This window comes from Rhodopseudomonas sp. BR0G17, from assembly GCF_010907025.1.
Classification (GTDB): Bacteria; Pseudomonadota; Alphaproteobacteria; order Rhizobiales; family Xanthobacteraceae; genus Rhodopseudomonas; species Rhodopseudomonas palustris_H.
Genome location: NZ_QUML01000006.1, coordinates 141602 through 167489, shown reverse-complemented (window position 1 = coordinate 167489; position 25888 = coordinate 141602). Strand labels below are relative to the sequence as shown.

Annotated in this window: 24 protein-coding genes; 8 read left to right on the top strand and 16 right to left on the bottom strand. The window is 65.6% G+C overall.

All coding sequences use genetic code 11. From position 1 onward, the window contains the following. Positions 1 to 117 precede the first annotated feature (117 nt). A complete protein-coding gene (locus DY467_RS07340; RefSeq protein WP_013502316.1) occupies positions 118 to 366 on the top strand; it encodes a PilZ domain-containing protein in 249 nt (82 codons plus the stop codon). 39 nt (positions 367 to 405) lie between these two features. Here the strand turns inward: DY467_RS07340 and DY467_RS07335 are convergent, their stop codons facing one another. Then, entirely contained in the window at positions 406 to 1263 is an 858-nt protein-coding gene (locus tag DY467_RS07335; RefSeq protein WP_164573840.1) for an OmpA/MotB family protein, read from the bottom strand. A gap of 259 nt (positions 1264 to 1522) precedes the next feature. On the opposite strand from DY467_RS07335, the gene DY467_RS07330 reads away from it, so the two are divergent. The 3 genes from DY467_RS07330 to arr all read left to right on the top strand — a co-directional run bounded on the left by DY467_RS07330 (position 1523) and on the right by arr (position 3227). Further along, positions 1523 to 2149 (top strand): HAD family hydrolase, encoded by a 627-nt coding sequence (locus DY467_RS07330; RefSeq protein ID WP_164634926.1) that lies wholly within the window; start codon positions 1523 to 1525, stop codon positions 2147 to 2149. A gap of 30 nt (positions 2150 to 2179) precedes the next feature. Beyond that, positions 2180 to 2668, top strand: a complete 489-nt coding sequence (locus DY467_RS07325) for an acyl-CoA thioesterase (protein ID WP_164634924.1) — start codon at positions 2180 to 2182, stop codon at positions 2666 to 2668. A gap of 145 nt (positions 2669 to 2813) precedes the next feature. Next, positions 2814 to 3227, top strand: coding sequence for an NAD(+)--rifampin ADP-ribosyltransferase (gene arr, locus DY467_RS07320; protein WP_164634921.1), 414 nt, complete (start codon positions 2814 to 2816; stop codon positions 3225 to 3227). Positions 3228 to 3256: 29 nt separating this feature from the next. On the opposite strand, the gene DY467_RS07315 is transcribed toward arr, so the two are convergent. Next, positions 3257 to 3586, bottom strand: coding sequence for a hypothetical protein (locus DY467_RS07315; RefSeq protein ID WP_164573837.1), 330 nt, complete (start codon positions 3584 to 3586; stop codon positions 3257 to 3259). 198 nt (positions 3587 to 3784) lie between these two features. On the opposite strand from DY467_RS07315, the gene DY467_RS07310 reads away from it, so the two are divergent. Continuing rightward, on the top strand, positions 3785 to 4996 hold the full coding sequence (locus DY467_RS07310; RefSeq protein ID WP_164634919.1) for a molybdopterin molybdotransferase MoeA: 1212 nt from the start codon (positions 3785 to 3787) through the stop codon (positions 4994 to 4996). Positions 4997 to 5172: 176 nt separating this feature from the next. Then, positions 5173 to 5883 (top strand): transcriptional repressor LexA, encoded by a 711-nt coding sequence (gene lexA, locus DY467_RS07305; protein WP_164634917.1) that lies wholly within the window; start codon positions 5173 to 5175, stop codon positions 5881 to 5883. Positions 5884 to 5942: 59 nt separating this feature from the next. Here lexA and DY467_RS07300 read toward each other — a convergent pair whose 3' ends face one another. Together DY467_RS07300 and DY467_RS07295 are read right to left on the bottom strand one after the other, a co-directional pair. Then, positions 5943 to 8213, bottom strand: coding sequence for a ComEC/Rec2 family competence protein (locus DY467_RS07300; RefSeq protein ID WP_164634915.1), 2271 nt, complete (start codon positions 8211 to 8213; stop codon positions 5943 to 5945). Positions 8214 to 8305: 92 nt separating this feature from the next. After that, the gene (locus tag DY467_RS07295; RefSeq protein WP_164634913.1) at positions 8306 to 9988 is read right to left on the bottom strand and encodes a glutamine--tRNA ligase/YqeY domain fusion protein; all 1683 of its coding nucleotides are present in this window, start codon (positions 9986 to 9988) and stop codon (positions 8306 to 8308) included. A gap of 161 nt (positions 9989 to 10149) precedes the next feature. Between DY467_RS07295 and gltX the strand changes: the two genes are divergently transcribed. Then, positions 10150 to 11571: a glutamate--tRNA ligase gene (gltX, locus tag DY467_RS07290; RefSeq protein WP_164634911.1), complete on the top strand. Its 1422-nt coding sequence runs from the start codon at positions 10150 to 10152 to the stop codon at positions 11569 to 11571. 150 nt (positions 11572 to 11721) lie between these two features. Beyond that, a complete protein-coding gene (gltA, locus tag DY467_RS07285; RefSeq protein WP_164634909.1) occupies positions 11722 to 13026 on the top strand; it encodes a citrate synthase in 1305 nt (434 codons plus the stop codon). An 82-nt stretch (positions 13027 to 13108) separates the two neighbouring features. On the opposite strand, the gene DY467_RS07280 is transcribed toward gltA, so the two are convergent. From DY467_RS07280 to frr, 12 genes are all read right to left on the bottom strand, one after another. Beyond that, complete coding sequence (locus DY467_RS07280) at positions 13109 to 13753, bottom strand: nucleoside deaminase (protein WP_164634907.1); 645 nt, start codon at positions 13751 to 13753, stop codon at positions 13109 to 13111. A 147-nt stretch (positions 13754 to 13900) separates the two neighbouring features. Continuing rightward, positions 13901 to 15082 carry a lipid-A-disaccharide synthase gene (lpxB, locus tag DY467_RS07275; protein ID WP_164634899.1) on the bottom strand — a complete coding sequence of 394 codons (1182 nt, stop codon included), beginning with the start codon at positions 15080 to 15082 and terminating at the stop codon, positions 13901 to 13903. Then, positions 15079 to 15936 (bottom strand): LpxI family protein, encoded by an 858-nt coding sequence (locus tag DY467_RS07270; RefSeq protein ID WP_164634897.1) that lies wholly within the window; start codon positions 15934 to 15936, stop codon positions 15079 to 15081. Before DY467_RS07270 ends, lpxB begins: the two co-directional genes overlap by 4 nt. An 18-nt stretch (positions 15937 to 15954) precedes the next feature. Continuing rightward, positions 15955 to 16797, bottom strand: a complete 843-nt coding sequence (gene lpxA / locus DY467_RS07265; RefSeq protein ID WP_107344811.1) for an acyl-ACP--UDP-N-acetylglucosamine O-acyltransferase — start codon at positions 16795 to 16797, stop codon at positions 15955 to 15957. 8 nt (positions 16798 to 16805) lie between these two features. Continuing rightward, complete coding sequence (fabZ, locus tag DY467_RS07260; protein WP_107344812.1) at positions 16806 to 17261, bottom strand: 3-hydroxyacyl-ACP dehydratase FabZ; 456 nt, start codon at positions 17259 to 17261, stop codon at positions 16806 to 16808. Then, complete coding sequence (gene lpxD / locus DY467_RS07255) at positions 17261 to 18343, bottom strand: UDP-3-O-(3-hydroxymyristoyl)glucosamine N-acyltransferase (RefSeq protein ID WP_164634895.1); 1083 nt, start codon at positions 18341 to 18343, stop codon at positions 17261 to 17263. The genes fabZ and lpxD overlap by 1 nt, the downstream gene beginning before the upstream one ends. 29 nt (positions 18344 to 18372) lie before the next feature. Next, positions 18373 to 20898: an outer membrane protein assembly factor BamA gene (bamA, locus tag DY467_RS07250; RefSeq protein ID WP_164573170.1), complete on the bottom strand. Its 2526-nt coding sequence runs from the start codon at positions 20896 to 20898 to the stop codon at positions 18373 to 18375. A gap of 172 nt (positions 20899 to 21070) precedes the next feature. Next, positions 21071 to 22222 carry an RIP metalloprotease RseP gene (rseP, locus tag DY467_RS07245; RefSeq protein ID WP_164634893.1) on the bottom strand — a complete coding sequence of 384 codons (1152 nt, stop codon included), beginning with the start codon at positions 22220 to 22222 and terminating at the stop codon, positions 21071 to 21073. A gap of 45 nt (positions 22223 to 22267) precedes the next feature. Further along, positions 22268 to 23491: a 1-deoxy-D-xylulose-5-phosphate reductoisomerase gene (gene dxr / locus DY467_RS07240; protein WP_164634891.1), complete on the bottom strand. Its 1224-nt coding sequence runs from the start codon at positions 23489 to 23491 to the stop codon at positions 22268 to 22270. A gap of 4 nt (positions 23492 to 23495) precedes the next feature. After that, positions 23496 to 24344: a phosphatidate cytidylyltransferase gene (locus DY467_RS07235; protein ID WP_164634889.1), complete on the bottom strand. Its 849-nt coding sequence runs from the start codon at positions 24342 to 24344 to the stop codon at positions 23496 to 23498. A gap of 5 nt (positions 24345 to 24349) precedes the next feature. After that, positions 24350 to 25108, bottom strand: coding sequence for an isoprenyl transferase (locus DY467_RS07230; protein WP_107344818.1), 759 nt, complete (start codon positions 25106 to 25108; stop codon positions 24350 to 24352). A 217-nt stretch (positions 25109 to 25325) separates the two neighbouring features. After that, positions 25326 to 25886, bottom strand: a complete 561-nt coding sequence (gene frr / locus DY467_RS07225) for a ribosome recycling factor (protein ID WP_107344819.1) — start codon at positions 25884 to 25886, stop codon at positions 25326 to 25328. Positions 25887 to 25888 lie beyond the last annotated feature (2 nt).

The following is a 25888-nucleotide window of genomic DNA, read 5'->3' as shown; positions in this document are numbered from 1 at the left end:
GGGCGCGGCTTAGTTGCGAGGAAGTAGCGCCGGTTTAGAGTCGACAACAACTCGAATTTAACAAGTCTCGGTTGCAATCGGGCTGATCCCTTATCCAGCCAGCCGGGAGCCACTTGTATGACTCAGCCGCGACGGTTTGCACGCGTCCGCCCCAGCGGGCTCGTCTCTGGGAATGCCAATCTGATCGTCGGCCCGAAGCTGCCGGTGATCCCGTGCCGCGTCGTCGACTACTCGGCGGGCGGCGCCTGCGTCGAGCTCAATGCCGACGCCAATCTGCCGCAGCGCTTCGAGATGCTGCACGGCGCTACCAAGAAGAAATGCCGGATGGTGTGGAAGCGCGGCCGCCGCGTCGGATTGTGCTTCTGAGCTTGAGCCGCCAATCGAAGTCGTCAGCTCAACCGGTTGTCAGCGCTGCAGATCCGGCGGCAGCGGCGGGTTCTCGCGCATCAAGGTGATGGTGACGCGGCGGTTGGCGGCGAGTGTCGGCGCATCCGGGAACAGCGGTTCGCCGTCGCCCTTGCCGACCAGCGACAGCACCTGGCTGGTGGGCAGGCCCTCCTGCTTCAGGACCTCGCGCACCGCATTGGCGCGGTTCACCGACAGGCTGAGCGGATCGTCATCGCCAGCTTGTACCACGGTCGCCGCGGTGTGGCCCACGATGATCACGCGCAGCGAGGTCGCGCGCAGCGGCGCAGCAAGCCGGGCGACCAGCTTGCGGGTGCGTTCGTACGGCACCGCCGAGCCGTCCGGAAACATCGGCCGGCCGTCCTGATCGGTCAGTTCGAGATTGAGCCCGACTGGCGTCTCTTCGAACACGACGTTCTTGGACATCTCGGCCAGTTCCGGCACGTCCTGCAGCGCCTGGCGCAGCGACGCCGAAGCCAGCGCGAATTCGCGCTCGGCCTTGGCATGAGAAGCGGCGCTCCCCGAACCGCCGGCCTCTTCGAGATGCGGCGTGTTGCTGGCCTGATCGGGCGCGACGTTGCGCTTGCTCTTGACGTGACCCTGCACCGGCACGCCGTCGGTCTCGATCACGCCGGCGAACCGCGAGTTCTGCTGCACGCCGAACGCGTCGCGCATCGAGCCGGCTACGATCTGCATCTTGCGCAAGTCCTGAGTCGAGAACGACACCAGCATGACGAAGAAGCTGACCAGAAGGCCCATCAGGTCTGCGAAGGTGACGAACCAGCCGTGGGTGGCGTGAGCTTCCTCGGCCTTCTTCTTGTTGTTGCCCGAGGACAGGCGTCCACCACCACCCTTCATCGGCTTGGATCCGATGCGGTCGACGACGGCAGCAAGATGGGAAGTCCGAAGCGCATGAGCGGATCGCCGCTGGTCAAAACCGGCGCCGCGACCCCGCATACGGTGCAAGGTGATTGCAGCAAGATGCGCTTCGCAGCGGCATTTCTTGTAGCGGCTGCGGATTACCAAACGGTTTCGTCAGTCTATAACATTCTTTAACCAAAATGCGTATGTGTCGCCGCCGCATGACTCGCATCTTCTCATCGACAAGGTTCTCAGCATGACCACCGCCCTCGCCCCCGGCGCCGCCGATGCGCTGCTGTTCGATCTCGGCCGCGTGGTGATCGACTACGACCTGCGCCGCACCTTAAAGGCGTGGGCCGTCGAGCTCGGCAGCGATCCGCATGCGCTGATGGCCAAGCTGGCGCAGGACGACACCTTTCATCGCTATGAGACCGGCCACGTTACCGATGCGCAGTTCTTCGCCGCCGTGCGCAGCGCGCTCGGGCTGACGCTGACCGACGAGCAATTGCGCGAAGGCTGGAACGCGATCTTCATCGGCGAAATGCCGGGCATCGCGCCGCTGCTCGACCGCGCCGCCAAGCAGCTTCCGCTCTACGCGCTGTCCAACACCAACGATGCGCATATCGCGCATTTCTCCGAGCACTATGCCGAGCTGCTGGTGCACTTCCGCGAACTGTTTCTGTCGTCGCAGATCGGCATGCGCAAGCCGCACGGCGAGACCTACGATTACGTCGTCAAGGCGATCGGGGTTGCGCCGCAGCGCATTGTGTTCTTCGACGATCTGGCGGAAAACATCGAAGCCGCGCGCGAGCGCGGGCTGCACGCCGTCCAGGTGCATTCCAGCGACGACGTCGCCCGCACGCTCGATCAGCTCGGGCTGTAAGCGCGCGAAACGACCGACCGACGAGACGCGATGATGACCGACGCTTCTGCCGATCTTGCCTGGGATCATCCCGCCCCGTTCACGCTGCCGATGACGCCCGCGCCGGCCGATATCGACGGCCTCAACCACACCAACAACTCCGTCTATGTGCGCTGGTGCGACAGCGTCGGCTGGGCGCATTCAGAAGCGCTCGGGCTGTCGCTCGCCGACTGGCAGCGGATCGATCGGGCGATGGCGATCCGGCGCGGCGAATACGACTACCTGCTGCCGAGCCATTTGGGCGACGAGCTGCTGCTGGGAACTTGGATCTATGGCAGCGACGGCAAGCTGGTGATGGAACGCCGCTTCCAGCTGATCCGCCTGCGCGACGGCGCCACCATCATGCGCGGACGCTGGCAACTGGTGTGCATCGAACTGAGCAGCGGCCGCCCGCGCCGCCTGCCGCCGGAATTCGTCAGCGTCTATCTGCCGGTGATGATCAAGGCCGATGACGGCGGCCCAGCGCCGGCCACCGCTTAGGACCGGCCTCTTCCACTCGGATCTCACTGCGTCTTGAGCCGGGCGAAGGAAACCGCGACGCGCTCGGTATCAGCCTCGAGGCTGATGAACCCGACACGCACCGACGTCGTTGTCGTCGGTTCAGTCACACCGGAGCGCGCCCCTCATGTCCGCAGCGGCCAGCATGTTCGTGCGTCAGTTCTTCCACGGCACGCGGGCCGATCTCGCTCCCGGCGAGCTGATCGTGGTCGGCTACCAGTCTAACTTCACTACCGTAGCGCCGCTGTCCTGGGTGTATTTCTCCGGCACGCTGGACGCTGCGATCTGGGGCGCCGAGCTCGCCGCCGGCGATGCGCCGCAGCGGATCTATGTGGTCGAGCCGACCGGCCCGTTCGAAGACGATCCCAATCTCACCGACAAGAAGTTTCCCGGCAATCCGACGCTGTCCTATCGCTCGAAGCATCCGCTGCGCATCGTCGCCGAAGTGACCAAGTGGCAGGGCCACCCGCCCGAGCGCGTGCAGCAGATGAAGGACGGTCTCGCCCGCCTCAGCGCCGAAGGCGCCGAGATCATCGATTAGCGCTTCAAAAGCACGGCGGCGTGCGCTCGTTACTGCGCCGGCAGCGCCCGGCAATCCATCGAGTACACCAGCTCGCCCTTGGCGGTGCGGCCGATCGGCTGGCACGGCGTGGACGCACGGCTCGGCTGTGCGCTCGGCGCTGCCGCAGGGCGTGCGGCTTCGCTCGGAGCTGCGGCCGGCGCAGCCGCCGGAGCCGCTGCAGGCTCAGGCGCGGATGCGGACGGCGGGCCGTAATCGCCGGCGTTGAACGACGGCGCCCAGCCTTTGCTCCAGTCGTGGCGCATCCAATACACCGAGCCGAACGCGATGATGCCGACCACGACCATGATCCGCAGGAACCATTTCGGGAAATCTTCCATCTGCGCGCTCCACGTCCGCTCGATGCCTGGAACCGGTCGTACAGGCGAAGACGACGGTTCGACAATAATGATTTAGGCCGACGCGGCGGGACGCCGCGCTCACAGCCGACGCCGGGCGCATCTTGCGCAGGCGCCGCGCGCCACCTAAAGCCGGATCGTGACGGTTCGATTTCAACTTGCCTGCGAGGGAGAAGCCCGATGGCTCTGATGCCGGTCGACGACGCGCTGGCCGCGGTGCTGGCTGGTGCGCATGGGCTCGACACCGAGCTGGTCGCGATCGAGGACGCTCACCGCCGCGTGCTGGCGCGCGATCTCGCCGCGCTGCGGACCCAGCCGCCGCAGGCGATGTCGGCAATGGACGGCTACGCCGTGCGCGCGGCGGACGTGGCGGCGACACCGGCAACGCTCCGGGTGATCGGCGAGATCGCAGCCGGCCGCCCGGCGACGATAGGCATCGGCCCAGGCGAGGCGCTGCGCATCTTCACCGGCGGCGTGGTGCCGGAGGGTTCGGACGCCGTGGTGATCCAGGAAGACACCGTGCGCGACGGCGACCGCGTCACTGTCAATGAAGCCGTCAAACCCGGCCGTCACATCCGCCCGGCCGGAATCGATTTCAAGGAAGCCCAGGTGCTGCTGCGCCAGGGCCACCGGCTCAGCGACCGCGACCTCGCGCTTGCGGCCGGCATGAACCACGCGGCGCTGCCGGTGCATCGCCGCCCGCGGCTGGCGATGCTCGCCACCGGCGATGAGCTGGTGATGCCGGGCACCACGCCCGCGCCCGGCCAGATCGTCTATTCCAACGGCTACGCGCTGCGTGCGCTGGCGCGCGCCGAGGGCGCCGACGTGATCGACCTCGGCATCGCCGCCGACACGCTGGACGCGACCCAGGCCGCGATCCGGCAGGCTCGCGATCTCGGCGTCGATCTGCTCGTCACCACCGGCGGCGCATCGGCCGGCGACCATGATCTGGTCAAAGGCGCGCTGGAGGCCGAAGGCACCACGATCGCGTTCTGGAAGATCGCGATGCGGCCGGGCAAGCCGATGATGCACGGCCATCTCGGCCCGATGCGGGTGATCGGCCTGCCCGGCAATCCGGTGTCGTCCTACGTCTGCGCGGTGCTGTTCATGGTGCCGCTGATCCGCGCGCTGTGCGGCATGAGCGAGCCAAGGCATGTCCGCGAGCCGGCGCTGCTCGGCGCGGACCTTTCTGCCAACGATCAGCGCGAAGACTATCTGCGCGCCACGCTGTCGCACGACCAAACCGGACGGCAGATCGCCACTCCGGTCGACAGCCAGGATTCGTCGCTGCTGGCGCGGCTGGCGTCGGCGGAAGCGCTGATCGTGCGCCCGGCTTTCGCGCCGGCCGCACCGGCCGGTTCACCCTGCGTCATCCTTAAGCTCCCGCTATAGCGACCCGTGAAAATCCTAGATTTCGATTAAGAGGTTGCGGAACACACCCCGAACAGATAGTGTCCGTTCATGATTTGTTTTCGAGATTCGGCGACGATGACGCTCTCACAAGGGCTCGTGGCCCGAACCGAAACGCACCTCGAACCGGCACATCATCGCCGACTGGGGATTTGCCGATGCTGACGCGCAAGCAGTTTGAGCTGTTGAAATTCATCAACGAGCGACTGAAGGAAGCCGGCGTGCCGCCGTCCTTCGACGAGATGAAGGATGCGCTCGACCTCCGTTCCAAGTCCGGCATTCATCGCCTGATCACCGCGCTGGAAGAGCGCGGCTTCATCCGGCGGCTGCCCAATCGCGCCCGCGCGATCGAAGTCATCAAGCTGCCCGACACCGGCGGGATGCCCGGCAACAGCCGGCGCGGTTTCACCCCGAGCGTGATCGAAGGCAATCTCGGCAAGGTGCGGCCGCCAAGCCCGGCGCCGGCCGAGGATGACAACGATCGCGGCAGCGTCGCGGTGCCGGTGATGGGACGGATCGCAGCCGGTACGCCGATCGAAGCCCTGCAAAGCCGCAGCCACACCATCAGCGTTCCAGCCGACATGCTCGGCAGCGGCGAACACTACGCGCTGGAAGTGCGCGGCGACTCGATGGTCGAAGCAGGCATCCTCGATGGCGACATGGCGCTGATCCAGAAGAACGACATCGCCGACACCGGCGACATCGTGGTGGCGCTGATCGACGAAGAGGAAGCTACGCTGAAACGCTTCCGCCGCCGCGGCGCCTCGATCGCGCTGGAGCCGGCCAACGCCGCCTACGAGGTGCGGATCCTGCCGCCGAACCGCGTCCGCATCCAGGGCAAGCTGATCGGGCTGTACCGCAAGTATTGAGGCGTGCAGTGGACAGAGCTGGTCGCCCGCTCTGTCGTCGGCGTGCGGGCCTTTGCGCCCTACTCGTCGCCCACTTGGTCCTGCGGAGCCGGCGTGGCGTCGATCGGCGCACGGCGGCGACTTGAAGGTTCGGTCGAGATAGACGCGTCCGTCGCCTCCGCGGCCGCTGGAGCCCAGGGCCGGCTCTGGCCGCGAGGTCGGGCGGCCTCCGCCACGAACAGCCCTGGATCGTTTGCGCTCCGCCGCAGCGCCAGCGCGCCATTCGCCTGCAATTCGTCCCGGCCGATCACCCGTGCGGCGCAATCCGGCGGTGGCTGGCCGGCCGTGACGATCAGCACGGCACGGGCGCAATCGTCGGCGAGCCCGTCGGGGCGGAGCGACAGCGCCACCAGCCGTCCGTCGGCGAGCGGCGTGACACAGCCGTCCGGATCGCAGGAGACGCCGGCACGCAGCGACGCTGCATCCGGGGCACGGGAATCGGCATCGGAAGCGAGCCACTCCTTCAGCCGAAAGCTATCCCCGCCGCCCTGCATCAGGCGCAGCCGGCCGTCGGCGCCGCGTACCGCGACCTGCCTGCCGTCGCCGGCAATCAGCACCTCCGGCTGCGGCGTCAGCGCCGCCCAGGCGATGGCGACGCCAACGCCGAGCGCCCCGGCCCAGCGCAGCGGCGAGCGGAGCAGACCGAGCATCACGATACCGAGCGAGGCGACGAGCAAGGGGCCGGTGCCGAACGCGGTGACGCGGCCGACCGCGCCGGGCAGCGACGCCACCCATCGGGCGACCAGGATCATCCAGTCGATCCCGAGTTCCATGATCCGCCAGAACGGCGCATCGAGCCCGAACGGCATCGCCGCGAGCCCGAGCAGCCCCGCCGGCATCACGATCGCCGACACCACCGGCATGGCCGCCAGATTGCTGAGTACACCATAGGGGGTGATGCGGTGGAAGTGATAGGCTGCGTACGGCATCGTCGCGAAGCCGGCGACCAGCGAAGCCAGCGCCAGCAGCGCAATTTCCCGCCCGCCCCACAGCGCCACCCGCGCAGCAGTCGAACTATCGGCCTGCGCGAACACCGCCGGCATGCCGATCTGTACCAGCGCGACCAGGCCGAGTGTGGCCGCGAACGACATCTGGAAGCTCGGATGCACCAACGCTTCCGGCGCGATCAACAGCACGACCAGTGCAGCCAGCGCCAGCGTCCGAAACGTGATTGCGCGGCGGTCGACCATCACGGCGATTAGCACCACCGCGGTCATCAGAAAGCTGCGCTGGGTCGCGACTTCCGCACCCGACAGCGCCAGATAGAACGCCGCGGCGAGCAGCGCGACCGCGGCCGCAACCTTCTTGATTGGAAACGTCACGGTCAGCCGCGGGATCAGCGCCAGCAGTGCGCGCAGCGCGAAGAACACCACGCCGGCCACCACCGCCATGTGATAGCCGGAGATCGACAGCACGTGACCGAGACCGGAGATGAACATCGCGTCGTTCACCGGGGTCGAGATCGCGTCTCGCTTACCTGTGAGCAGCGCGGTGGCGATCGCGCGCGGATCGCCGCCCAGCGACGCGCGGATCCGGGCATCGATCGCATCGCGCAGGCCCTGCATCACCGCGGCGTAGCGCAAGCGCCAGCCGCCATCCTGCGGCGGCTCGGCGGTGGTGATCGCGCCGAGTACGAAGCCGGACGCAGCGATTCCCTGGAAGTACAAATCGCGCGCGAAGTCGTAGCTGCCCGGTCGCAGCGGCTGAAGCGGTGGCTGAAGCCGCGCCTTCAGTGTCACGAAGCTGCCGACCGCAGGCGCCGTCCCTTTCTTCACCGACAGCCGCACCCGCTCCAGCGATGGTGCCCGCGCCGCCTGCATTTGCGTCACGCGGAGAACGAAGCGATCGGTGCGCTCGCGCTCCTCGCGGATTTCGACGAAGCCCCGCAGCTCCGCTGCGAACACCGGCGCGGCCAGCACCGGATGCGCGATCCGCGCAGCTTTCAGCGACGCGGTCGCAAAGCCTGCCACGAGAGCCGCCAGCAACAGGACCGGTGCGAAGGCCTGGCTGCGCCGCAGCAGGATGGCCGCGATTCCGAACACCGACGCGGTCGCTGCCGCCACCCAGGCAACCGGCTCGTGATCGGCGGCGAAGTACACGGCAATACCGGCGCCGAATGCCACCGGCGTCCACGGCAGCAACCGGCCCGGCCCCACCTCGGCCCGCGCCCAGTCGCGTAACAGATCAAGAAAGGCCGGTCCCCACGACAGGCCGGACGGCAGCAACGAACCGGCGCCCGCCGGCGCCCCGGTCGGCCATGTCCGTGCTCTGGTCCGATCGCGCCGCTCCACGGCACCCGCCCCCGTCCGCCGCGAGCGGAACAGTGGAGCAGAATGCCTCCGCCGGCAATCACCGGCGGAGCGCAATCAGGATCGGTGGTAGTTCAGCCCTTCGCGACTTCCTTGGCGAAGGTATCGCGCAACCCGATGGTTCGATTGAACACCGGCTTATCCGGCGTCGAGTCCCGATCGCGGACGAAGTAACCCTGACGCTCGAACTGCAGCGGCTCGGTCGAGTTGCTCGCCGCCGTCTCCGGCTCGATCCGCGCCTCGGTCAGCACTTCGAGCGACTGCGGATTGAGGTCATCGGCAAAGCTCGCAGCGCTCGGCGCCGGATTGGCGAACAGCTGATTGTAGATCCGGATCTCGGCCTTCACCGACTGCGCCGCCGGCAGCCAGTGCATCGTCGCCTTGACCTTGCGTCCGTCGGGCGCGTTGCCGCCGCGGGTTTCCGGATCATAGGTGCAGCGCAGCTCCACGATCTCGCCGGCGTCGTTCTTGATCACCTCACGGCACTTGATGAAGTAAGCATAGCGCAGCCGCACCTCATTGCCCGGAGACAGCCGGAAGAACTTCTTCGGCGGGTTCTCCATGAAGTCGTCCTGCTCGATGTAGATCTCGCGGCCGAATGCGATCTTGCGCGTGCCGAGGCTCGGATCGTCCGGATGGTTGATCGCCTCGAGTTCTTCGGTCTGGCCTTCCGGGTAGTTCTCGATCACCACCTTCAGCGGCTTCAGCACCGCCATCCGCCGCTGCGCGGTGCGATTCAATTCCTCGCGGATGCAGAACTCCAGCATGCCGAGATCGACCACGCTGTTGGCCTTGGCGACGCCGATCCGCTTGACGAAATCGCGCAGCGCCGCCGGCGGCACGCCGCGACGCCGCATCCCGGCCATCGTCGGCATCCGCGGATCGTCCCAGCCGGCGACATGGCCGCCGCGCACCAGTTCGGTCAGCACGCGCTTCGACAGCAGCGTGTAGGTGATGTTGAGCCGCGCGAATTCGTACTGCCGCGGCTGCGACGGCACCGGCAGCTTCGACAGCAGCCATTCGTACAGCGGCCGATGATCCTCGAACTCCAGCGTACAAATCGAGTGGGTGATGCCCTCGATCGCATCCGACTGGCCGTGCGCGTAGTCGTAGCTCGGATAGATCGACCATTTGTCGCCGGTGCGCGGATGGTGCGCATGCAGGATGCGGTACAGCACCGGATCGCGCAGGTTGATGTTGCCCGACGCCATGTCGATCTTGGCGCGCAGCACCCGCGTGCCGTTCGGGAATTCGCCCGCCTTCATCCGCCGGAACAGGTCGAGATTCTCCTCGACCGAACGGTCGCGGAACGGGCTGTTCTTGCCCGGCTCGGTCAGCGTTCCACGGCTGGCGCGGATCTCATCCTGCGACTGATCGTCGACATAGGCGTCGCCATTTTTGATCATCAGCTCCGCCCAGGCGTAGAGCTGCTCGAAATAGTCCGAGGCGTAGAACATGTGCTCGCCCCAGTCGAAGCCGAGCCAGTGGACGTCGGCCTGGATCGAGTCGATGTATTCCTGTTCTTCTTTGGTCGGATTGGTGTCGTCGAACCGCAGATGGCAGCGGCCGCCGAATTCCTGCGCGATGCCGAAATTCAGCGCGATCGACTTGGCATGGCCGATATGCAGATAGCCGTTGGGCTCCGGCGGGAACCTGGTCACGATGGTCCGGTGCTTCCCGCTGTCGAGATCGGCCTGGACGATGTCGCGAATGAAGTCGCGCCCTGCCTCGCCCGCCGCTGTATCTGCCGTCGTCATGCGTCAATCGTCCTACTGGTCGGAACCGAAAGGGGTATCTGCCAAATCCGCCGCCCCGCGCCAACCCCCAGGGGCTGCGCGGACCACTTTAGTTATGCGCCGATCCTGCTATACACCCTGCGCGCCGCTCCGGCGCGTTCCCTTCCCTGCATTTGGTTCGAATGACCCGTCCCGTCGTCACCCGCTTCGCGCCCTCGCCCACTGGTTTTCTGCACATCGGCGGAGGCCGCACCGCGCTGTTCAATTGGCTGTATGCGCGCAAGCACGGCGGCACGATGCTGCTGCGAATCGAGGACACCGACCGCCAGCGTTCGACCCAGGAGGCGATCGACGCCATCCTCGACGGGCTGAAATGGCTCGGGATCGATTGGGACGGCGACACCGTTTACCAGTTTGCGCGCGCGGCGCGGCACCGCGAGGTTGCCGAGCAGCTGCTGGCGGCCGGCAAGGCCTACCGCTGTTACGCCACCACCGAGGAGCTGGCGGCGATGCGCGACAAGGCCCGCGCCGAGGGCCGTGCCAAGCTGTACGACGGTAGCTGGCGCGACCGCGATCCCTCCGAGGCCCCGGAAGGCGTCAAGCCGACCATCCGCCTCAAGGCACCGCTGACCGGCGAGACTGTGATCGAGGATCAGGTGCAGGGCCGCGTCGCCTGGCAGAACGAGAACCTCGACGATCTAGTGCTGCTGCGCGGCGACGGCACCCCGACCTACATGCTGGCGGTGGTGGTCGACGACCACGACATGGGCGTCACCCACGTCATCCGTGGCGACGACCATCTGATCAACGCGGCGCGCCAGAAGCAGATCTACGACGCGATGGAGTGGGAGCTGCCGGTGATGGCGCACATCCCGCTGATCCACGGTCCCGACGGCTCGAAACTGTCGAAGCGCCACGGTGCGCTCGGCGTCGACGCCTACCGCGCGATGGGATACCTGCCGGCTGCGCTGCGCAACTATCTGGTCCGACTCGGCTGGAGCCACGGCGATCAGGAAATCTTTACCACGCAGGAAATGATCGATGCGTTCGACCTGCCGGCGATCGGCCGGTCGGCGGCGCGGTTCGATTTCGCCAAGCTCGAGAGCCTCAACGGTCACTACATCCGTCAGAGCGATGATCACTCTCTCGTGACCCTGCTCGAGGACCTGCTGAAATACATCCCGCAGGGCCCGGCGATTGCGGCGAAGTTCGACGACAGCATCCGTGCCAAGCTCACCCAGGCCATGCCGGGGCTGAAGGAACGCGCCAAGACGCTGATCGAGCTGCTCGATAATGCCGGCTTCATCTTCGCCGACCGGCCGCTGGCCCTGGATCCCAAGGCGCAGGCGGTGTTGACGCCCGAAACCCGACAGCTGATCGGCCGGCTGCGCGCCGCGCTAGAGGACGTCACGCCGTGGACGGCGGCGACGACCGAGGCCGCGATGCGGACGTTCGCCGAGCAGGCTGGGCTGAAGCTGGGTGCGGTGGCGCAACCGCTCCGCGTGGCACTCACGGGACGAACCACATCGCCGGGAATCTTCGACGTTTTGGCGGTGCTGGGGCGCGACGAGTGCCTGTCCCGCCTCGCCGATCAGGCCGCGTAAAAAACCCGGGAAACGGCTCGCGTCCGGCCGCCTTGCAGTGCACACTGCAATGAGCTACGCCTTTCCGCCAGCGCTTCAAGACAACCAGTCTCGCTCGCAAGAGCGCTGCGCATACGGCTGGTTTCGCCAACGAACATCGGGGACCACACGATGGACGCAACGACCAACAACAAAACGGCAACGCTGACGGTTGGAAACAAGAACTTCGATCTTCCGGTGCTCACCGGGACAGTCGGTCCCGACGTCATCGACATCGGCAAGCTCTACGCGCAGACCGGGATGTTCACCTACGATCCGGGTTTCACGTCGACGGCGAGCTGCCAGTCCAAAATCACTTACATCGACGGCGACGCAGGCGTTCTCGAGTATCGCGGTTACCCGATCGAACAGCTCGCTGAAAAAGGCGACTTCCTCGAAACCTGCTATCTCTTGCTGTACGGCGAACTGCCGACCAAGGCGCAGAAGGAAGACTTCGACTACCGCGTCACCCGCCACAACATGGTTCACGAGCAGATGGCCCGGTTCTTCCAGGGCTTCCGTCGTGACGCGCATCCGATGGCGGTGATGGTGGCTTCGGTCGGCGCGCTGGCCGCGTTCTATCACGACTCCACTGACATCAACGATCCGACCCAGCGGATGATCGCCTCGATCCGGATGATCGCCAAGGTCCCGACGCTGGCGGCGATGGCCTACAAATACTCGGTCGGTCAGCCGTTCGTGTATCCGAAGAACTCGTTGTCCTACGCCGCCAACTTCATGCGGATGTGCTTCGCCACGCCGTGCGAGGAATACGTCGTCAACCCGGTGCTGGCGAACGCGCTCGACAAGATCTTCACGCTGCACGCCGACCACGAGCAGAACGCGTCGACTTCGACCGTCCGTATCGCCGGCTCGTCGGGCGCCAACCCGTTCGCCTGTATCGCCGCCGGCATCGCCTGCCTGTGGGGCCCGGCGCATGGCGGCGCCAACGAGGCGGCGCTGGCGATGCTCAAGGAGATCGGCGACGTCTCCAACATTCCGGACTTCATCGCCAAGGTGAAGGACAAGAACTCGTCGGTGCGGCTGATGGGCTTCGGCCACCGCGTCTATAAGAACTACGATCCGCGCGCCAAGATCATGCAGCAGGTCTGCCACGAAGTGCTGGCCGAAACCGGTCACCACGGCGACCCGCTGCTGAAGGTGGCGATGGAGCTCGAGAAGATCGCGCTCAGCGATCAGTACTTCATCGACCGCAAGCTGTACCCGAACGTCGACTTCTATTCGGGCATCACGCTGAAGGCGATGGGCTTCCCGACCGACATGTTCACCGTGCTGTTCGCGGTCGCCCGCACCGTCGGCTGGATCAGCCAGTGGAGCGAGATGATCGAAGATCCGCATCAGAAGATCGGCCGTCCGCGCCAGCTCTTCACCGGCGCGACCACCCGCAACTACGTCGAGATGAGCAAGCGCGGCTGATCGCTCCAGCTCTCTGAAAACAGAAACGGCGAACCGCCAAGCGGTTCGCCGTTTTGCTTTGTGACTATGCCGGATCGAAGCCTCAGTAGCGAGCGCGATCCGGAAGGGTGCGGAATTCCTGCCACACCTTCTGCGCGTCGCTTCGCATCATCTGCGCGATCTTAACCTGGCGTTTGGCGTAGGGCTTCTTCATATCGGCGCCGATATTGGAATCGTCGAACAGATCCGCGTAGTCGGTCCACGACGCCGCGTAGAAGATCCGATCGAGCCGCGCCCAATAGGCGGTGGCGTAACACATCGGACAGCACTCGCAGCTCGTGTACATCGTGGCGCCGCGCAGGTTCGGCGCCCCGACCTTCTTGCACGCCGCGCGGATCGCATTGACTTCGGCGTGTGCCGAGGGATCGTTATCACGCAGCACGCTATTACCAGTCGCCGCGAGAACTTCACCGTCGCGCACGATGACGGCGCCGAAAGCGCCACCCGTCTTTTCGACGACACCTGCCTTGCGCATCAATTCGATGGCCTGCGTCATGTAGCGACGATCTTGCTCCGTCGGCGCCGTGGCCAGTGCAGGCTTAGCATCCGCAACCGTCGCCCCCGCAGGCAACACAGCCGCACCGAAGGCGGCAGCGCCGGTTGCGAGGAAATTCCTGCGGTGAACGACGTTCACCGACGCGAACAGCGCATCAAGCGCCGTGGCAGACTCGATTTTGGTTTTCTTCATAGATGGAGAGCTCCCGGTTGAGACGGTCCGCGTCCTCTCCGGTCCATGGACGCGCAAACTGGAGCTTCGACGCGCCGGCAGGCTAGTTCCAATCTATTGAGAATTGATTGCAACAACACCTTCTTCAATCGCAGCGGCAGGCGGCAATCAGGCGCGGCGCATCACGTCCAGCACGATGTCGGCCGCACGTCCGCTCGGCGTCTGCTCGCCGGTCGACAAGATGTCGTCGATCTTCGCAAAGCCCGCGAGCTGACGCTGCCGCGCCGGGGTATCGCCGAGCAGCTCGCGCACCGCCGGGGCGAGCCTGTCGGGTACGCAATCTTCCTGGATGAACTCCGGGATCACGTCGTCCCCAATCACCAGATTGGCGAGGATCACGGTGCCCGGACGGACGACGCGCCGCGCGATCCAGATCTCGACGCTGCCGGCTCGATAGGCCGTCACCATCGGCACGCCGGCGATCGCGAGCTCGAGCGTCACCGTGCCCGACTTGGCCAGCGCCGCATGGGCGATCCGGAACGCCGCACGTTTGTCCTGTTCGCCGACGACGATCCGCGGCTGCACCTCCCAGGATGCGACCGCGGCACGGACCAGGCTCTCCAGATGCGGCGTGGTCGGCAACACCGCTTCGAATGCGACACCGTCGCGCTTCAGCTGCGCCAGCGTGTCGCCAAACGCAGCAGCGTGGTGGCGGACTTCGCTGCGCCGGCTGCCCGGCAACACCAGGAGCACCGGCGGGGACGCCTCGCGGCGCGCCTGCTCGGCGGTGTCGGGGCGTAGCGAACCGAACTGCTCGGTGAGCGGATGACCCACATAGCTGCACGGCGGGCCCTGCAACCTTCGATACTCGGCCGGCTCGAACGGCAGCAACGCCAGCACGTGATCGACGTAGCCGAGCATCGTCCGCGCCCGTCCAGGCCGCCACGCCCACACCGTCGGCGAGACGTAGTCGACGATCGGAATCGACGGATCACGCTTCCGCACCCGGCGCGCCACGCGGTGAGTGAAGTCGGGGCTGTCGATGATCACCAGGATGTCGGGCTTGGCCGCCAGCACCGCGTCGACCGCGCGGCGGATCAGCTTCAGGATCAGCGGTAGCCGCTGCACTACGGCGGCGAAGCCGATGATCGACAGCTCCTCGATCGGAAACAGCGAGGCGAGCCCCTCGCCGGCCATGCTGTGGCCGCCGACGCCGGCGAACTGAACGTTCGATCCGAGCCGCGCCCTGAGTTCGCGCATCAGCGCAGCGCCGAGCCGATCCCCCGACTCCTCGGTCGCGATCAGATAGACCGTGCGAACCCGATCCCCGGCCGTGGCAGCGCAGCTCATGCCGGCATCCCAATCGCGAACACACCGGCCCTGTCGGCGGCCGCAATCATCTCTTGCGGCTCGGCGACGACGGTGTGCCCGGCCACCACGGCGACGCCGCCGAGCTGCGCGGCGATCAGTCCTTCGATGGTTTTCGGCCCGAGCGCAGGCAGGTCGAAGCGCAGGTCCTGACCGGTCTTCGGCGCCTTCACCAGCACCCCGTGTCCAGGCTTGGCGCGGATCCGCCTGGCGTCGCGAAGCTGCGCCACGCGCCGCAGCAGCTCGTCGGTCCCGCCGGTGTCCTCGACAGCAACGATGTGACCGTCGATCACCACACAGCCCTGGCCGATGTCGAACGGGCTGAGCGCCGCCAGCACCGCCCGCCCTTTGGCGATATCGGCCTGAACGCCGGCATCGGGGACGGCACGGGTGAGACAGCCTTCAGGCATCAGCACGTCGGTCGCGACGTCTTTCAGACCAAGCAGCCTGAAGCCGTGACGCTCGAACAGCCGGCCGACACCCGTCAGGAGGTGGTCGTCACCGCCCCGATAGGCCGCGAGCACCGCCGGCAACACTTTGATCGCGCCCCAGTCGAGCCGCATATCCGACAGCGCCGGCCGCACCAGCGAGCCGATGAACACCAGGTCGCGGCATCCTTCGGCGCGGAGCAGCCGCAGCAGCCTGCCGAAAGCCCCCATCCGGAGCCAATGATGCCGGTAGGCGGCGACGCGTTCGGCCTCGCAGCTTCCCTTCAACGCGAACAGCACCGGCGTCAGGCCGCGCGCGGCGAGCGAGTCGGCAACCGCGAATGGCAGCGAGCCGCCGCCGGCGATGATGCCGACGGGCGCGCCAATCTGCAGTGATGGACCAGTCATGGCCGCGCCGACCGCAGGTCAGGCGTCGTCGCCGTCATTGACGGCCGCACCGCCCTCACGCGCCATGCACAGCGCGACACGCTGGCCGCGACCGCCGCGGCCTTTGATGTCGTCGATGAATGTGACGATCTCGGCGATCGCCGGATCCTCCGCCGTGCGCGGACGCACCCGTTCGAGCCGTTCGGCGAGCGGACCGCTGCTGTAGAACAGGTCGTTGAAGAACGAGCGCACAATCGCGAGCCGCTCCTTGGTGAACTTCCGCCGGCGCATGCCGACGATATTCAACCCGGCGAGCTTCGCATAGATGCCGTTAGCGAGCGCATACGGAATGACGTGGGTGCGCAGTCCGCTCATGCCGCCGATCATCACCTGTGGGCCGACCCGGGTGAACTGCTGCAGCACCGTCATGCCACCGATGAAGGTGAAATCGCCGATCTCGCAGTGACCGCCGAGGGTCGCAGCATTGGCGAAGATCACGTCGTTGCCGACGATGCAGTCGTGGCCGACATGGCTCGCCGCCATGAAGAACCCGCGGTCGCCGACGCGGGTGACGCCGCCGCCGCCGACCGTGCCGGTGTTCATCGTCACGTTTTCGCGGATGGTACAGGCATTGCCGATGATCAGGGTCGTCGGCTCGCCCTTATAGCCGGTCGACTGCGGCGCGCCGCCCAGCGAGGCGAACGGATGGATGGTGCAGCCTTCGCCGATCGTGGTGTGACCGGTGACGTTGACGTGGCCGATCAGCGTCGTACCGGCGCCGATGCTGACGTGCGGACCGATGGTGCAGAAGGGCCCGATGGTCACGTCGTCGCCGATGACGGCGCCGTCTTCGATACGCGCAGTCGGATCAATTGTGCTCATTCAGCCCGTCAATCTGCCAGCATCGCGCCGACATCGGCTTCCGCCACGATCTGTCCGTCGACCTTGGCCTCGCCGTGAAACCACCACATCGTCTTGCGCCGCCCGGTGCGGGTCAGGTGATACTCGACGGTATCGCCAGGCATCACCGGCTTGCGGAACTTGCACTTGTCGATGGTCAGGAAATACACCGCGCGCGGCTTCTCGGTGCCAGTCACAGACAGGATGCCGATCACGCCCGCGGTCTGGGCCATGCCCTCGATCATCAGCACGCCGGGATAAACCGGCCGCTCCGGAAAGTGGCCCTGGAACGCCGGCTCGTTGACGGTGACGTTCTTGATGCCAATGCCGCTGTAGTCCTCGCGGATGTTGATCACGCGATCGATCAGCAGAAAAGGGAAGCGGTGCGGCAGCGTCTTGAGGATGGTGTTGATGTCAACTTTCTCAAAGCGAATCGGCGATTCCATCACCCCCGTCCTTCATCCCTGTCGTCATCGGGTCTTGCCGCCGTGTCGGCTCCGCTGCCTTCAGCGAGCCGCCGCACCGCGAGCATCTCCCGGAACCATGTTCGGGTCGGCCGTGCGAAGATACCGCCCCAGCGCTCACCTGCGGGAATACTGTCCTTCACCCCGGACATCGCCGCCACCTGGGCGCCGTCGCCAATCACCACATGATTGTTGATGCCGACCATGGCGCCGAGCGCGACGTTGTCGCCCAGCGTCAGGCTGCCGGCAAGACCGCATTTGGCGGCGATCACGCAATGTCGACCAATTGTTACGTTGTGGCCGATCTGAACCTGATTGTCGATCTTGGTGCCCTCGCCGATCACCGTGTCACGCAGCGAGCCGCGGTCGATCGTCGTCCCGGCGCCGAGCTCGACATCGTGCTGGATGATCACGCGGCCAGTCTGCGGCACCTTGGTGTGCTGGCCTGCGAAGATAAAGCCGAAGCCGTCCTGGCCGATATGGCAGCCCGGATGCATCAGCACATTGTTGCCGATCAGCGCGTGCTGCAGGTGGCTGCCGGCACCGATGTCGCAATCGCGGCCGATCTTGACGCCGGCGGCGATCACCGCTCCGGCGCCAATCACCGTTCCCGAGCCGATCTCGACGTCGGGCCCGATCACTGCCAGCGGCTCGACCGTAACCTCGTCTTCGAGCTTGGCGCTCTCATGGATGACCGCCGTCGGCGCGATGCCGGGCGCTCCGATGCCGGTGTGCGGACGCAACGCATCGGAATATAGATGGCGGGCGTAGGCCACGAAGGCATGAAACGGACGCCGGGCGCGCAGCACAGCGACGTGCGACGGCACCCTGCCCTCAAACCGCTCGCTGACGAGGCACGCGCCCGCGCGCGTGTTCGCGAGCTCATCCGAATAGCGGAGGTTCTCGAAGAAGCTCAAGTGCATGGGGCCGGCCTCGTCGAGCGAGGCCAGTCCGGTGATGCGATGCTCCGCGTGCGAAGCATCAACCAGCGTTGCTTTCGTCAGGCTGGCGATCTCGGCCAGGGTCGACGAAGGACGCGGCGGGAAAAACGACGTGGATGCCATTCCTTCGGTCGTGGTCCGGAGTGCGGGACTTAGAACGAGGTCCCGCCGCCGAACTTGAACTCCTGAACGCGGTCGTACTTACCCTTGGTGATCGGGATCGCGTAGTCGAAGCGCAGCGGACCGAACGGAGACGCCCAGATCAGGCCGACACCGACCGAGGTACGGACGAGGTTGGTGTCGTCGTAGTTCAGACCCGAGCAGGTACCGATCGTGGTCTGGCTCGCCGGGATACAGCCGGGGGTGTTGACTTCGCCGGTGACCGACCACGACGTCGGGCCCTTGTAGTCGAACAGCGAACCGGCGTCGGCATAGACGGCGCCCTTGAGCCCGACTTCCTTCGGCAGGAACCAGAACGGCATCTGCAACTCGACCGACGCACCCCAGTAGTTGGTGCCGCCGAGCGCGTCGCCGCCGTAGCCGTACAGGGCATACTGGCCGATATCACGCGGACCGATACCGTTCGGAGCGAAGCCGCGAACCAGGTTCGAACCCATCTGGAAGTGGTCGAGCATCCGCAGCTGGTTGCCGCCATAGGTGCTCAGGTTACCAGCCTGCAGGTGAACCAAACCGACCAGATCCGACACCAGAGAAGTGTAGTACTTGGCGTCGAACGCGGTCTTGATGAACTTCACGTCGCCGCCGACACCAGCGAAGTCCTGACGCAGGTCGACGAGCAGACCGTCAGTCGGGTTCTTGATGTTGTCGAGGGTGTTGTAGGTCAGCGTATAGCCGAGCGACGAGGTCCAGTAGGCACCGCCAGCCAGACCGATGCGGACCGGCAGGGAGGCTTCGCCGTCGCCGTAGCAGCCCAGCACGCCGTAGGTGGCTTGCAGGTTGTTGGCGGCGATATACTGCGGCGTCGGGAAGAAGCCAGCGCCCGGGATGTTGTTACAGTTGTTCAGGTACGACGGCAGCGTGATTTCCTGCCGGTACAGCGAGTAACGGATCTGCAGCGACAGATCTTCCCGCAGCGCGAAGCCGAGGCGCGGGCTGAAGCCGAGCGTCTTGGTCGAGTACGAGATGTAACGGTTGGCGAGCTGTTCGCGCTGATACAGGTCGAGACCGAGCGCGACGCGGTAGTCGAGCAGATACGGCTCGACGAACGACAGCGAGTAGCCGCGGGCGTACTGACCGTACTGCACCGACGCCTTGGCGAAGATGCCGCGGCCGAGGAAGTTACGTTCCGAGACCGAGACTTCACCCAGCGCACCGTCGCTGGTCGAGTAACCGCCCGACACCGAGAAGTCGCCGGTCGACTTTTCTTCGAGGTTGACCACCAGGATGACGCGGTCGCTCGAAGAGCCCGGCTCCGTGGTGATCTTCACGGTCTTGAAGAAGTCGAGGTTCTTCAGGCGGCGCTCGGCGCGGTCAACCAGCGCACGGTTGTAGGCGTCGCCTTCAGAGATGTCGAACTCACGCCGGATCACGTAATCGCGGGTCCGGGTGTTGCCGACGACGTTGATGCGCTCGATGTAGACGCGCGGCCCCTCTTCGATCGAGAACACGATCGAGACGGTGTGCTCGTCGAAGTTACGGTCGCCGCGCGGACGCACGGTCGCGAACGCATAGCCGCGGCGCGACAGCTCGATCTGCATCTCTTCGACCGACTTCTCCAGCGCCTCGGCGTTGTAGAGCGAGCCGACATTGACACGCGAGAAGCTGCGCATCGAGTTGCCGTCGAGGGTCGGAATGGCGGATTCGAAGGTCACCGAACCGACGCGGTACTGCTGGCCTTCCTCGATCTTGAAGGTGACCAGGAAGCCCTTGCGCTCCGGATCGTATTCGGTCAGCGCGGCAACCACCTGCACGTCGGCGAAACCGTGCTTCAGGTAGAAGCGGCGGATCAGATCGCGGTCGGCCTCGACCCGGTCCGGATCGTAGACGTCACCGTTGCCGAGGAAGCTGAGCAGATTGCTCTCGCGGGTCTTGATCACGTCCTTCAGGCGATAGGACGAATAGGCCTTGTTGCCGACGAACTCGATCGACTTGACGCCGGTCTTCGGACCTTCGGTGATCACGAACACCAGGTCGACGCGGTTGTTCGGCTGCTCGATGATCTGCGGGTCGACGCGAACGTCGTAGCGACCCGAACGGCGATAGATTTCGGCGATCCGCAGCGCGTCGCCCTGCACCATCGGGCGGGACAGCGTGCCGCGCGGCTTCGACTGGATTTCAGCCGAGAGCTGCTCGTCCTTGATCTTCTTGTTGCCCTCGAACGCGAGGCGACCAATCACCGGGTTTTCGACGACGCTGACGACCAGCCGCCCGCCCGCTTGATTGATGCGCACGTCCTGGAACAGGCCGGTCTCGATCAGCGCCTTGAGGCCGTCATCGATCGAGCCCTGGTCGAGCCGCCCGCCCGGACCCGGCTTGAAATAGGAGCGAATGGTCTCAGCCTCGACCCGCCGGTTGCCCTCGACCGCGATCGACGAAGCGGATTGGGCGGCGGCAGGAGACGCCATCACCACCCCGACCGCCGTCGTGGCGACCGGTACGGCGAAAAACACCAGGGCGGCACCGACTACCCCCCGCAACACTCGCATTCCAACTTTCATGCGCAACGCGCCCTTGTCATTCCGATGCCGGCACGGAGCCCCCGCACCGACAGAATCCCCAGGTTGCCTCGCTTGTAGACAATTTTGCCGCCCCGGCAAACGTCCTTTAGCGCTGCGATTTCAATTTCATTCCAACACGTTGCCCATCCGCCACGTTTGACAAATGGGAGACTCACGACGACGCCAGGTGCAGGATGTCGTTGTAGGTCGCAAACATCATCAACATCAGCACCAAGGCGAGCCCGATCCGGAACCCGACCTCCTGCGCCCGCTCCGACAGCGGCCGGCCGCGCGCGGCTTCGATTCCATAGAACAACAGGTGCCCGCCATCCAGCAATGGAACCGGGAACAGGTTCAACAGGCCGATCGAGATCGACAGCACCGCCGCCAGATGCAGCAGCGGGGTAAAGCCGATCGTGGCCACCTGCCCCGACACCTGAGCGATCCGCAACGGGCCACCAAGCTGGTCGGCCGCTTCCCGGCCGGTGAAAATACCGCCGATATAGGAGAACGTCCGGTCGACGACGAACCAGGTCTCCTTGATCCCCATCCAGAACGCCACCGCCGGATTGACCTGCTCGGTGGTCACCTCACCCGCAGCGGTCGAGCGGCTGATGCCGAGGATGCCAAGGCGCTGGACGTTACCGAAGCGGTCCTTGATCTCCTTGAGCTGGGGGGTGGCCACCAGATCGACGGTCGAATCGCCACGCTTGACGGTAAATTTGAGCTGGTTGCCGGCTTCGGCGCCGACGAAGCGCTGCATCTCGAGGAAATTGCTGATCGCGCTACCGTTGATTGACGTCACCACGTCGCCCGGCTTGAAGCCAGCTGTCTCGGCGGCACTGCCCGGCTGCACGCCATCAACACGCGCGGAGGTATTCGGCACCCCAAACACGCTGAACAGGAAGGTGAACAGCACCACGGCCAGGATAAAATTGGCCAACGGGCCGGCGACCACGATCGCGGCGCGCGGCCCGACCGGCTTGTGGTGGAAACTGACCGCCCGCTCGGACGCCGACATCTGCGACAACGCATCGCCGGACGGCGTGCTGGCCTCGCTGTCGTCACCAAAGAACTTCACGTAGCCGCCGAGCGGCACGGCCGACAGCTTCCAGCGGGTGCCGTAGCGGTCGTTGAAGCCGACGATCTCCGGACCGAAACCGATCGAGAAGGTCAGAACTTTCACGCCATTCCAGCGCGCCACCAGGAAATGGCCGAGTTCGTGGAAGAACACCACGATGGTCAACACGAACAAGAAGGGCACCACATACCCCACCAGTCCGTGGCTCAACGTGTGGAAACTATTCAGAAAAAGATCGGCCATCCCATTCCCTTCGAGCAGAACCGACGGCCCTGTTCCCTATCTCCTCTAGGATGCCTTTGCGGCAATTTGAGGCAATAGGGTGGCAGCGAGGTTTCGCGCCTGTTGGTCAAGCGCGATGGCGTCGTCGGCGGAGCCGAGCGGCGCCTGGTTGCCGGCGCGGACCCAGCTGTTGAGCGTGTCTTCGACCAGCCGCGCGATCGCCCCGAACCGGATCTTCTGCGCGATGAAGGCCGCGACCGCCACCTCATTGGCGGCGTTATACACCGTGGTGGCGCCATTGCCGATGCGGAGCGCGTCATAAGCCAGCCGCAGACCGGGAAAGCGCGCGAAATCAGGAGCTTCGAAGGTCAACTGACCAATCTTGGCGAGATCGAGCTTCGCCGCACGCCCGGTAATGCGATCCGGGAAGCCGAGACAATGCGCGATCGGAATCCGCATGTCGGGCGCACCGAGCTGAGCCACGACCGAGCGGTCGGCAAACTCGACAAGGCCGTGAACGATCGACTGCGGATGCACCAGCACGTCGATCTCGTCCGGCGACAACGCGAACAGATACGAGGCTTCGATCACCTCGAGCCCCTTGTTCATCATCGATGCCGAATCGATGGTGATCTTCTGGCCCATGCTCCAATTCGGATGCTTCAGAGCCTGCGCCAGGGTCGCCTGCTCGATGTCGGCGGCAGCCCAGGTGCGGAACGGACCGCCCGAGGCGGTAATAATGACGCGGGTCAGTTCATGGCGGTTGCCGGAGGCGAGCGCCTGGAAAAGCGCGTTGTGCTCCGAATCCGCCGGCAGGATCTGCGCCCCGGCAGCGGTCGCCCGGCTCATGAAGAAGTCGCCGGCGCACACCAGGCACTCTTTGTTGGCGAGCGCCACGGTAGTACCGCGGTCGACTGCCGCCAGCGCCGGCTTCAGACCGGCCGCCCCCGAAATTGCTGCCATCACCCAATCGGCCGGCCGGGCCGCCGCTTCGATCACGGCGCTCTCGCCCGCACCGCAGGCGACGTCGGTCCCGGCAAGCGCCGCGCGCAATTCGCCGAGTCGCGCCGGATCGGCAACGGCGACAAAGCGGGCGTTGAACTCCTTGGCCAGCTTTGCGAGGCCGGCCACGTTGGCGTTGCCGGTGAGCGCCTCGACCCGGTAGCGCTCGGGCTCGGCGCGGATCAGGTCCATCGTGCTGTCGCCGATCGAACCGGTGGCGCCGAGCACACTCACAGTGCGGACGCCGCTATGGGCACGCTCGGCGTTTTTCAAAGGAACAGGGCTCATTGCGTCACCACACCATCAATCCGCGGCCAATACCATCCAGCGGTCCGCGCGTCAGCCCGATCAATACCGCTACCACCACGGCCGCCACATAGCCGTCGAGCCGATCCATCAACCCGCCGTGGCCGGGAATGATGTGGCTTGAGTCCTTCACACCGAAGCGGCGCTTGACTGCGGATTCGAACAGATCACCGAGCTGAGAAACAGTTGAAAGGATCGCTGCAAGCACAAGCAGCGGCAGCATTTTTCCGAGACCGAACAAGGCAAAGCCAGCCGCGATCACGAGGCTCAGAACGAAGCCGCCGATCGCTCCCGCCCAGGTCTTCTTCGGGCTGACCCGCGGCCACAGCTTCGGCCCGCCAATCCCGCGACCGGCGAAATAGCCGCCGATGTCGGTGACCCAGACGATCAACAGAATCAGCATCAAGGCGGCGAAGCCATAGTCCGGATCAGCGCGGATCAGGACCGAGGCGACCAGGGCAGCCGCGGCGTAGCCGAAGCCAGACGTCGCCCAACGGCGCTGCCCGCCGCCGAGCAGCGCCAAAACGGCCAGCGCAAGCACGATCGCGGCGGCAGCCAACCACGGTACGCCGGCTCCCAGCGCGGCACCGCAGACCACAAGGCCGAGGCCACCTACCCCGACGACCGGCCAGTTACGGCCGAGGCCGACGATGCTCAGCCATTCCAACCACAAGCCGACCGCAACGGCGGTCGCGAGCACCGCCCACGGCCAGCCCCCGAGATAAGCGATCGCGATCGCGCCCGGCGCCAGCACCAGCGCGGCTGCGATTCGCAAAATCAGATTCCGGGACCCCTGCTCGGCCGCCGGCGCCGGCGCCGCCTTGTCCTGGCTCACGCGTGTCACGATCCTGTTTTGGCGGCCAACCCGCCGAACCGGCGCTCGCGCCGCGAATATTCGGCGATCGCGCCTTCCAGCGCGGCCTTGTCGAAATCCGGCCAGTGAATGGGCACGAATACTAATTCACTGTACGCCGCCTGCCACATCAGGAAATTCGACAATCGTTGTTCTCCGCTGGTGCGGATGATCAGGTCGGGATCCGGAATATCGGGGGCGTCGAGATAACGGCCGAGAGTCTCGATATCGATCGTCGCCGGGTCGCGCTTGCCTTCGGCGACTTCGCGCGCCAGGCGTTGGGCGGCGTTGGCGATTTCCTGTCGCGAGCCGTAGTTGAACGCCACCACCAGATTGAGCTTGGTGTTGTTGCGGGTCAGCTCCTGCGCCTCGTCGAGCATCGCGCACAGGTCGCGGTCGAGCCGATCGCGCTCGCCGATCACCCGGATGCGGACGCCGTCGCGGTGAAGCGATGCGAGATCGTTACGGATGAAGCGGCGCAGCAGCCCGAACAGGTCGACGATTTCGGTCGCCGGCCGTGCCCAGTTTTCCGAGCTGAACGAGAAGATGGTCAGATAACGGATACCGAGTTCGCTGGAGGCGCGGACGACCCGGCGGAGCGCTTCGACGCCGCGGCGATGGCCTTCGGCACGCGGAAGCCCTCGCGCGGCGGCCCAGCGACCGTTGCCGTCCATGATGATTGCCACGTGCGCGGGCGCGCTCGGTGGATCGGACGGATCAGGCAGAGGCGCGGCAGCTTTCGACATAGCTCATTCCCGAAGCGTCATCCCGCGAGAAGGTCACCGGCTCGCTGCCAGAAATTATTCGAGATCAGTAAGTTATAGTCGCCACGACGACAAGGCCCGAGATGTGCCCGCGGTCGCTGCAAAACCGCCCGGGTCCCGAACTGGGCGGCGATCCGTTTGGCCGGACCACCGCCGGGACGCGGCCGGGCGACCACGTCCCGCACGCACGGCCGAAAGATTAGACCGTAAGGATTTCCTTTTCCTTGTTCGCGAGCAACTGATCGATCTCAGCGATCGTGGCGTCGGTCGCCTTCTGCACCTCCTGGTCGAGGCGCTTCTGATCGTCCTCGGAGATCTCGTGGGCCTTCTCCAGCTTCTTGATGGTGTCGAGGCCGTCACGGCGGACATGGCGGACGGCGACGCGAGCAGCTTCGGCGTATTTGTGTGCGACCTTGACCAGCTCCTTGCGGCGCTCCTCGTTGAGTTCGGGGATCCGCAGCCGGATCACCTGCCCTTCAGTCGCCGGCGACAGGCCGAGGTTCGAATCGACGATCCCCTTCTCGACCGCCTTCACCATCGACTTGTCCCAGACCTGCACCGAGATCAGTCGCGGCTCCGGCACCGATACGGTGGCGACCTGGTTGAGCGGCATGTGGCTGCCATAGGCGTCGACCTGCACCGGCTCGAGCATCGAGGCCGAGGCGCGCCCCGTGCGCAGACCGCCGAGCTCGTGCTTCAGGGACTGCGCAGCACCCTGCATACGCCGCTTCAATTCGTTGACGTCGAACTTGTCGGACATAC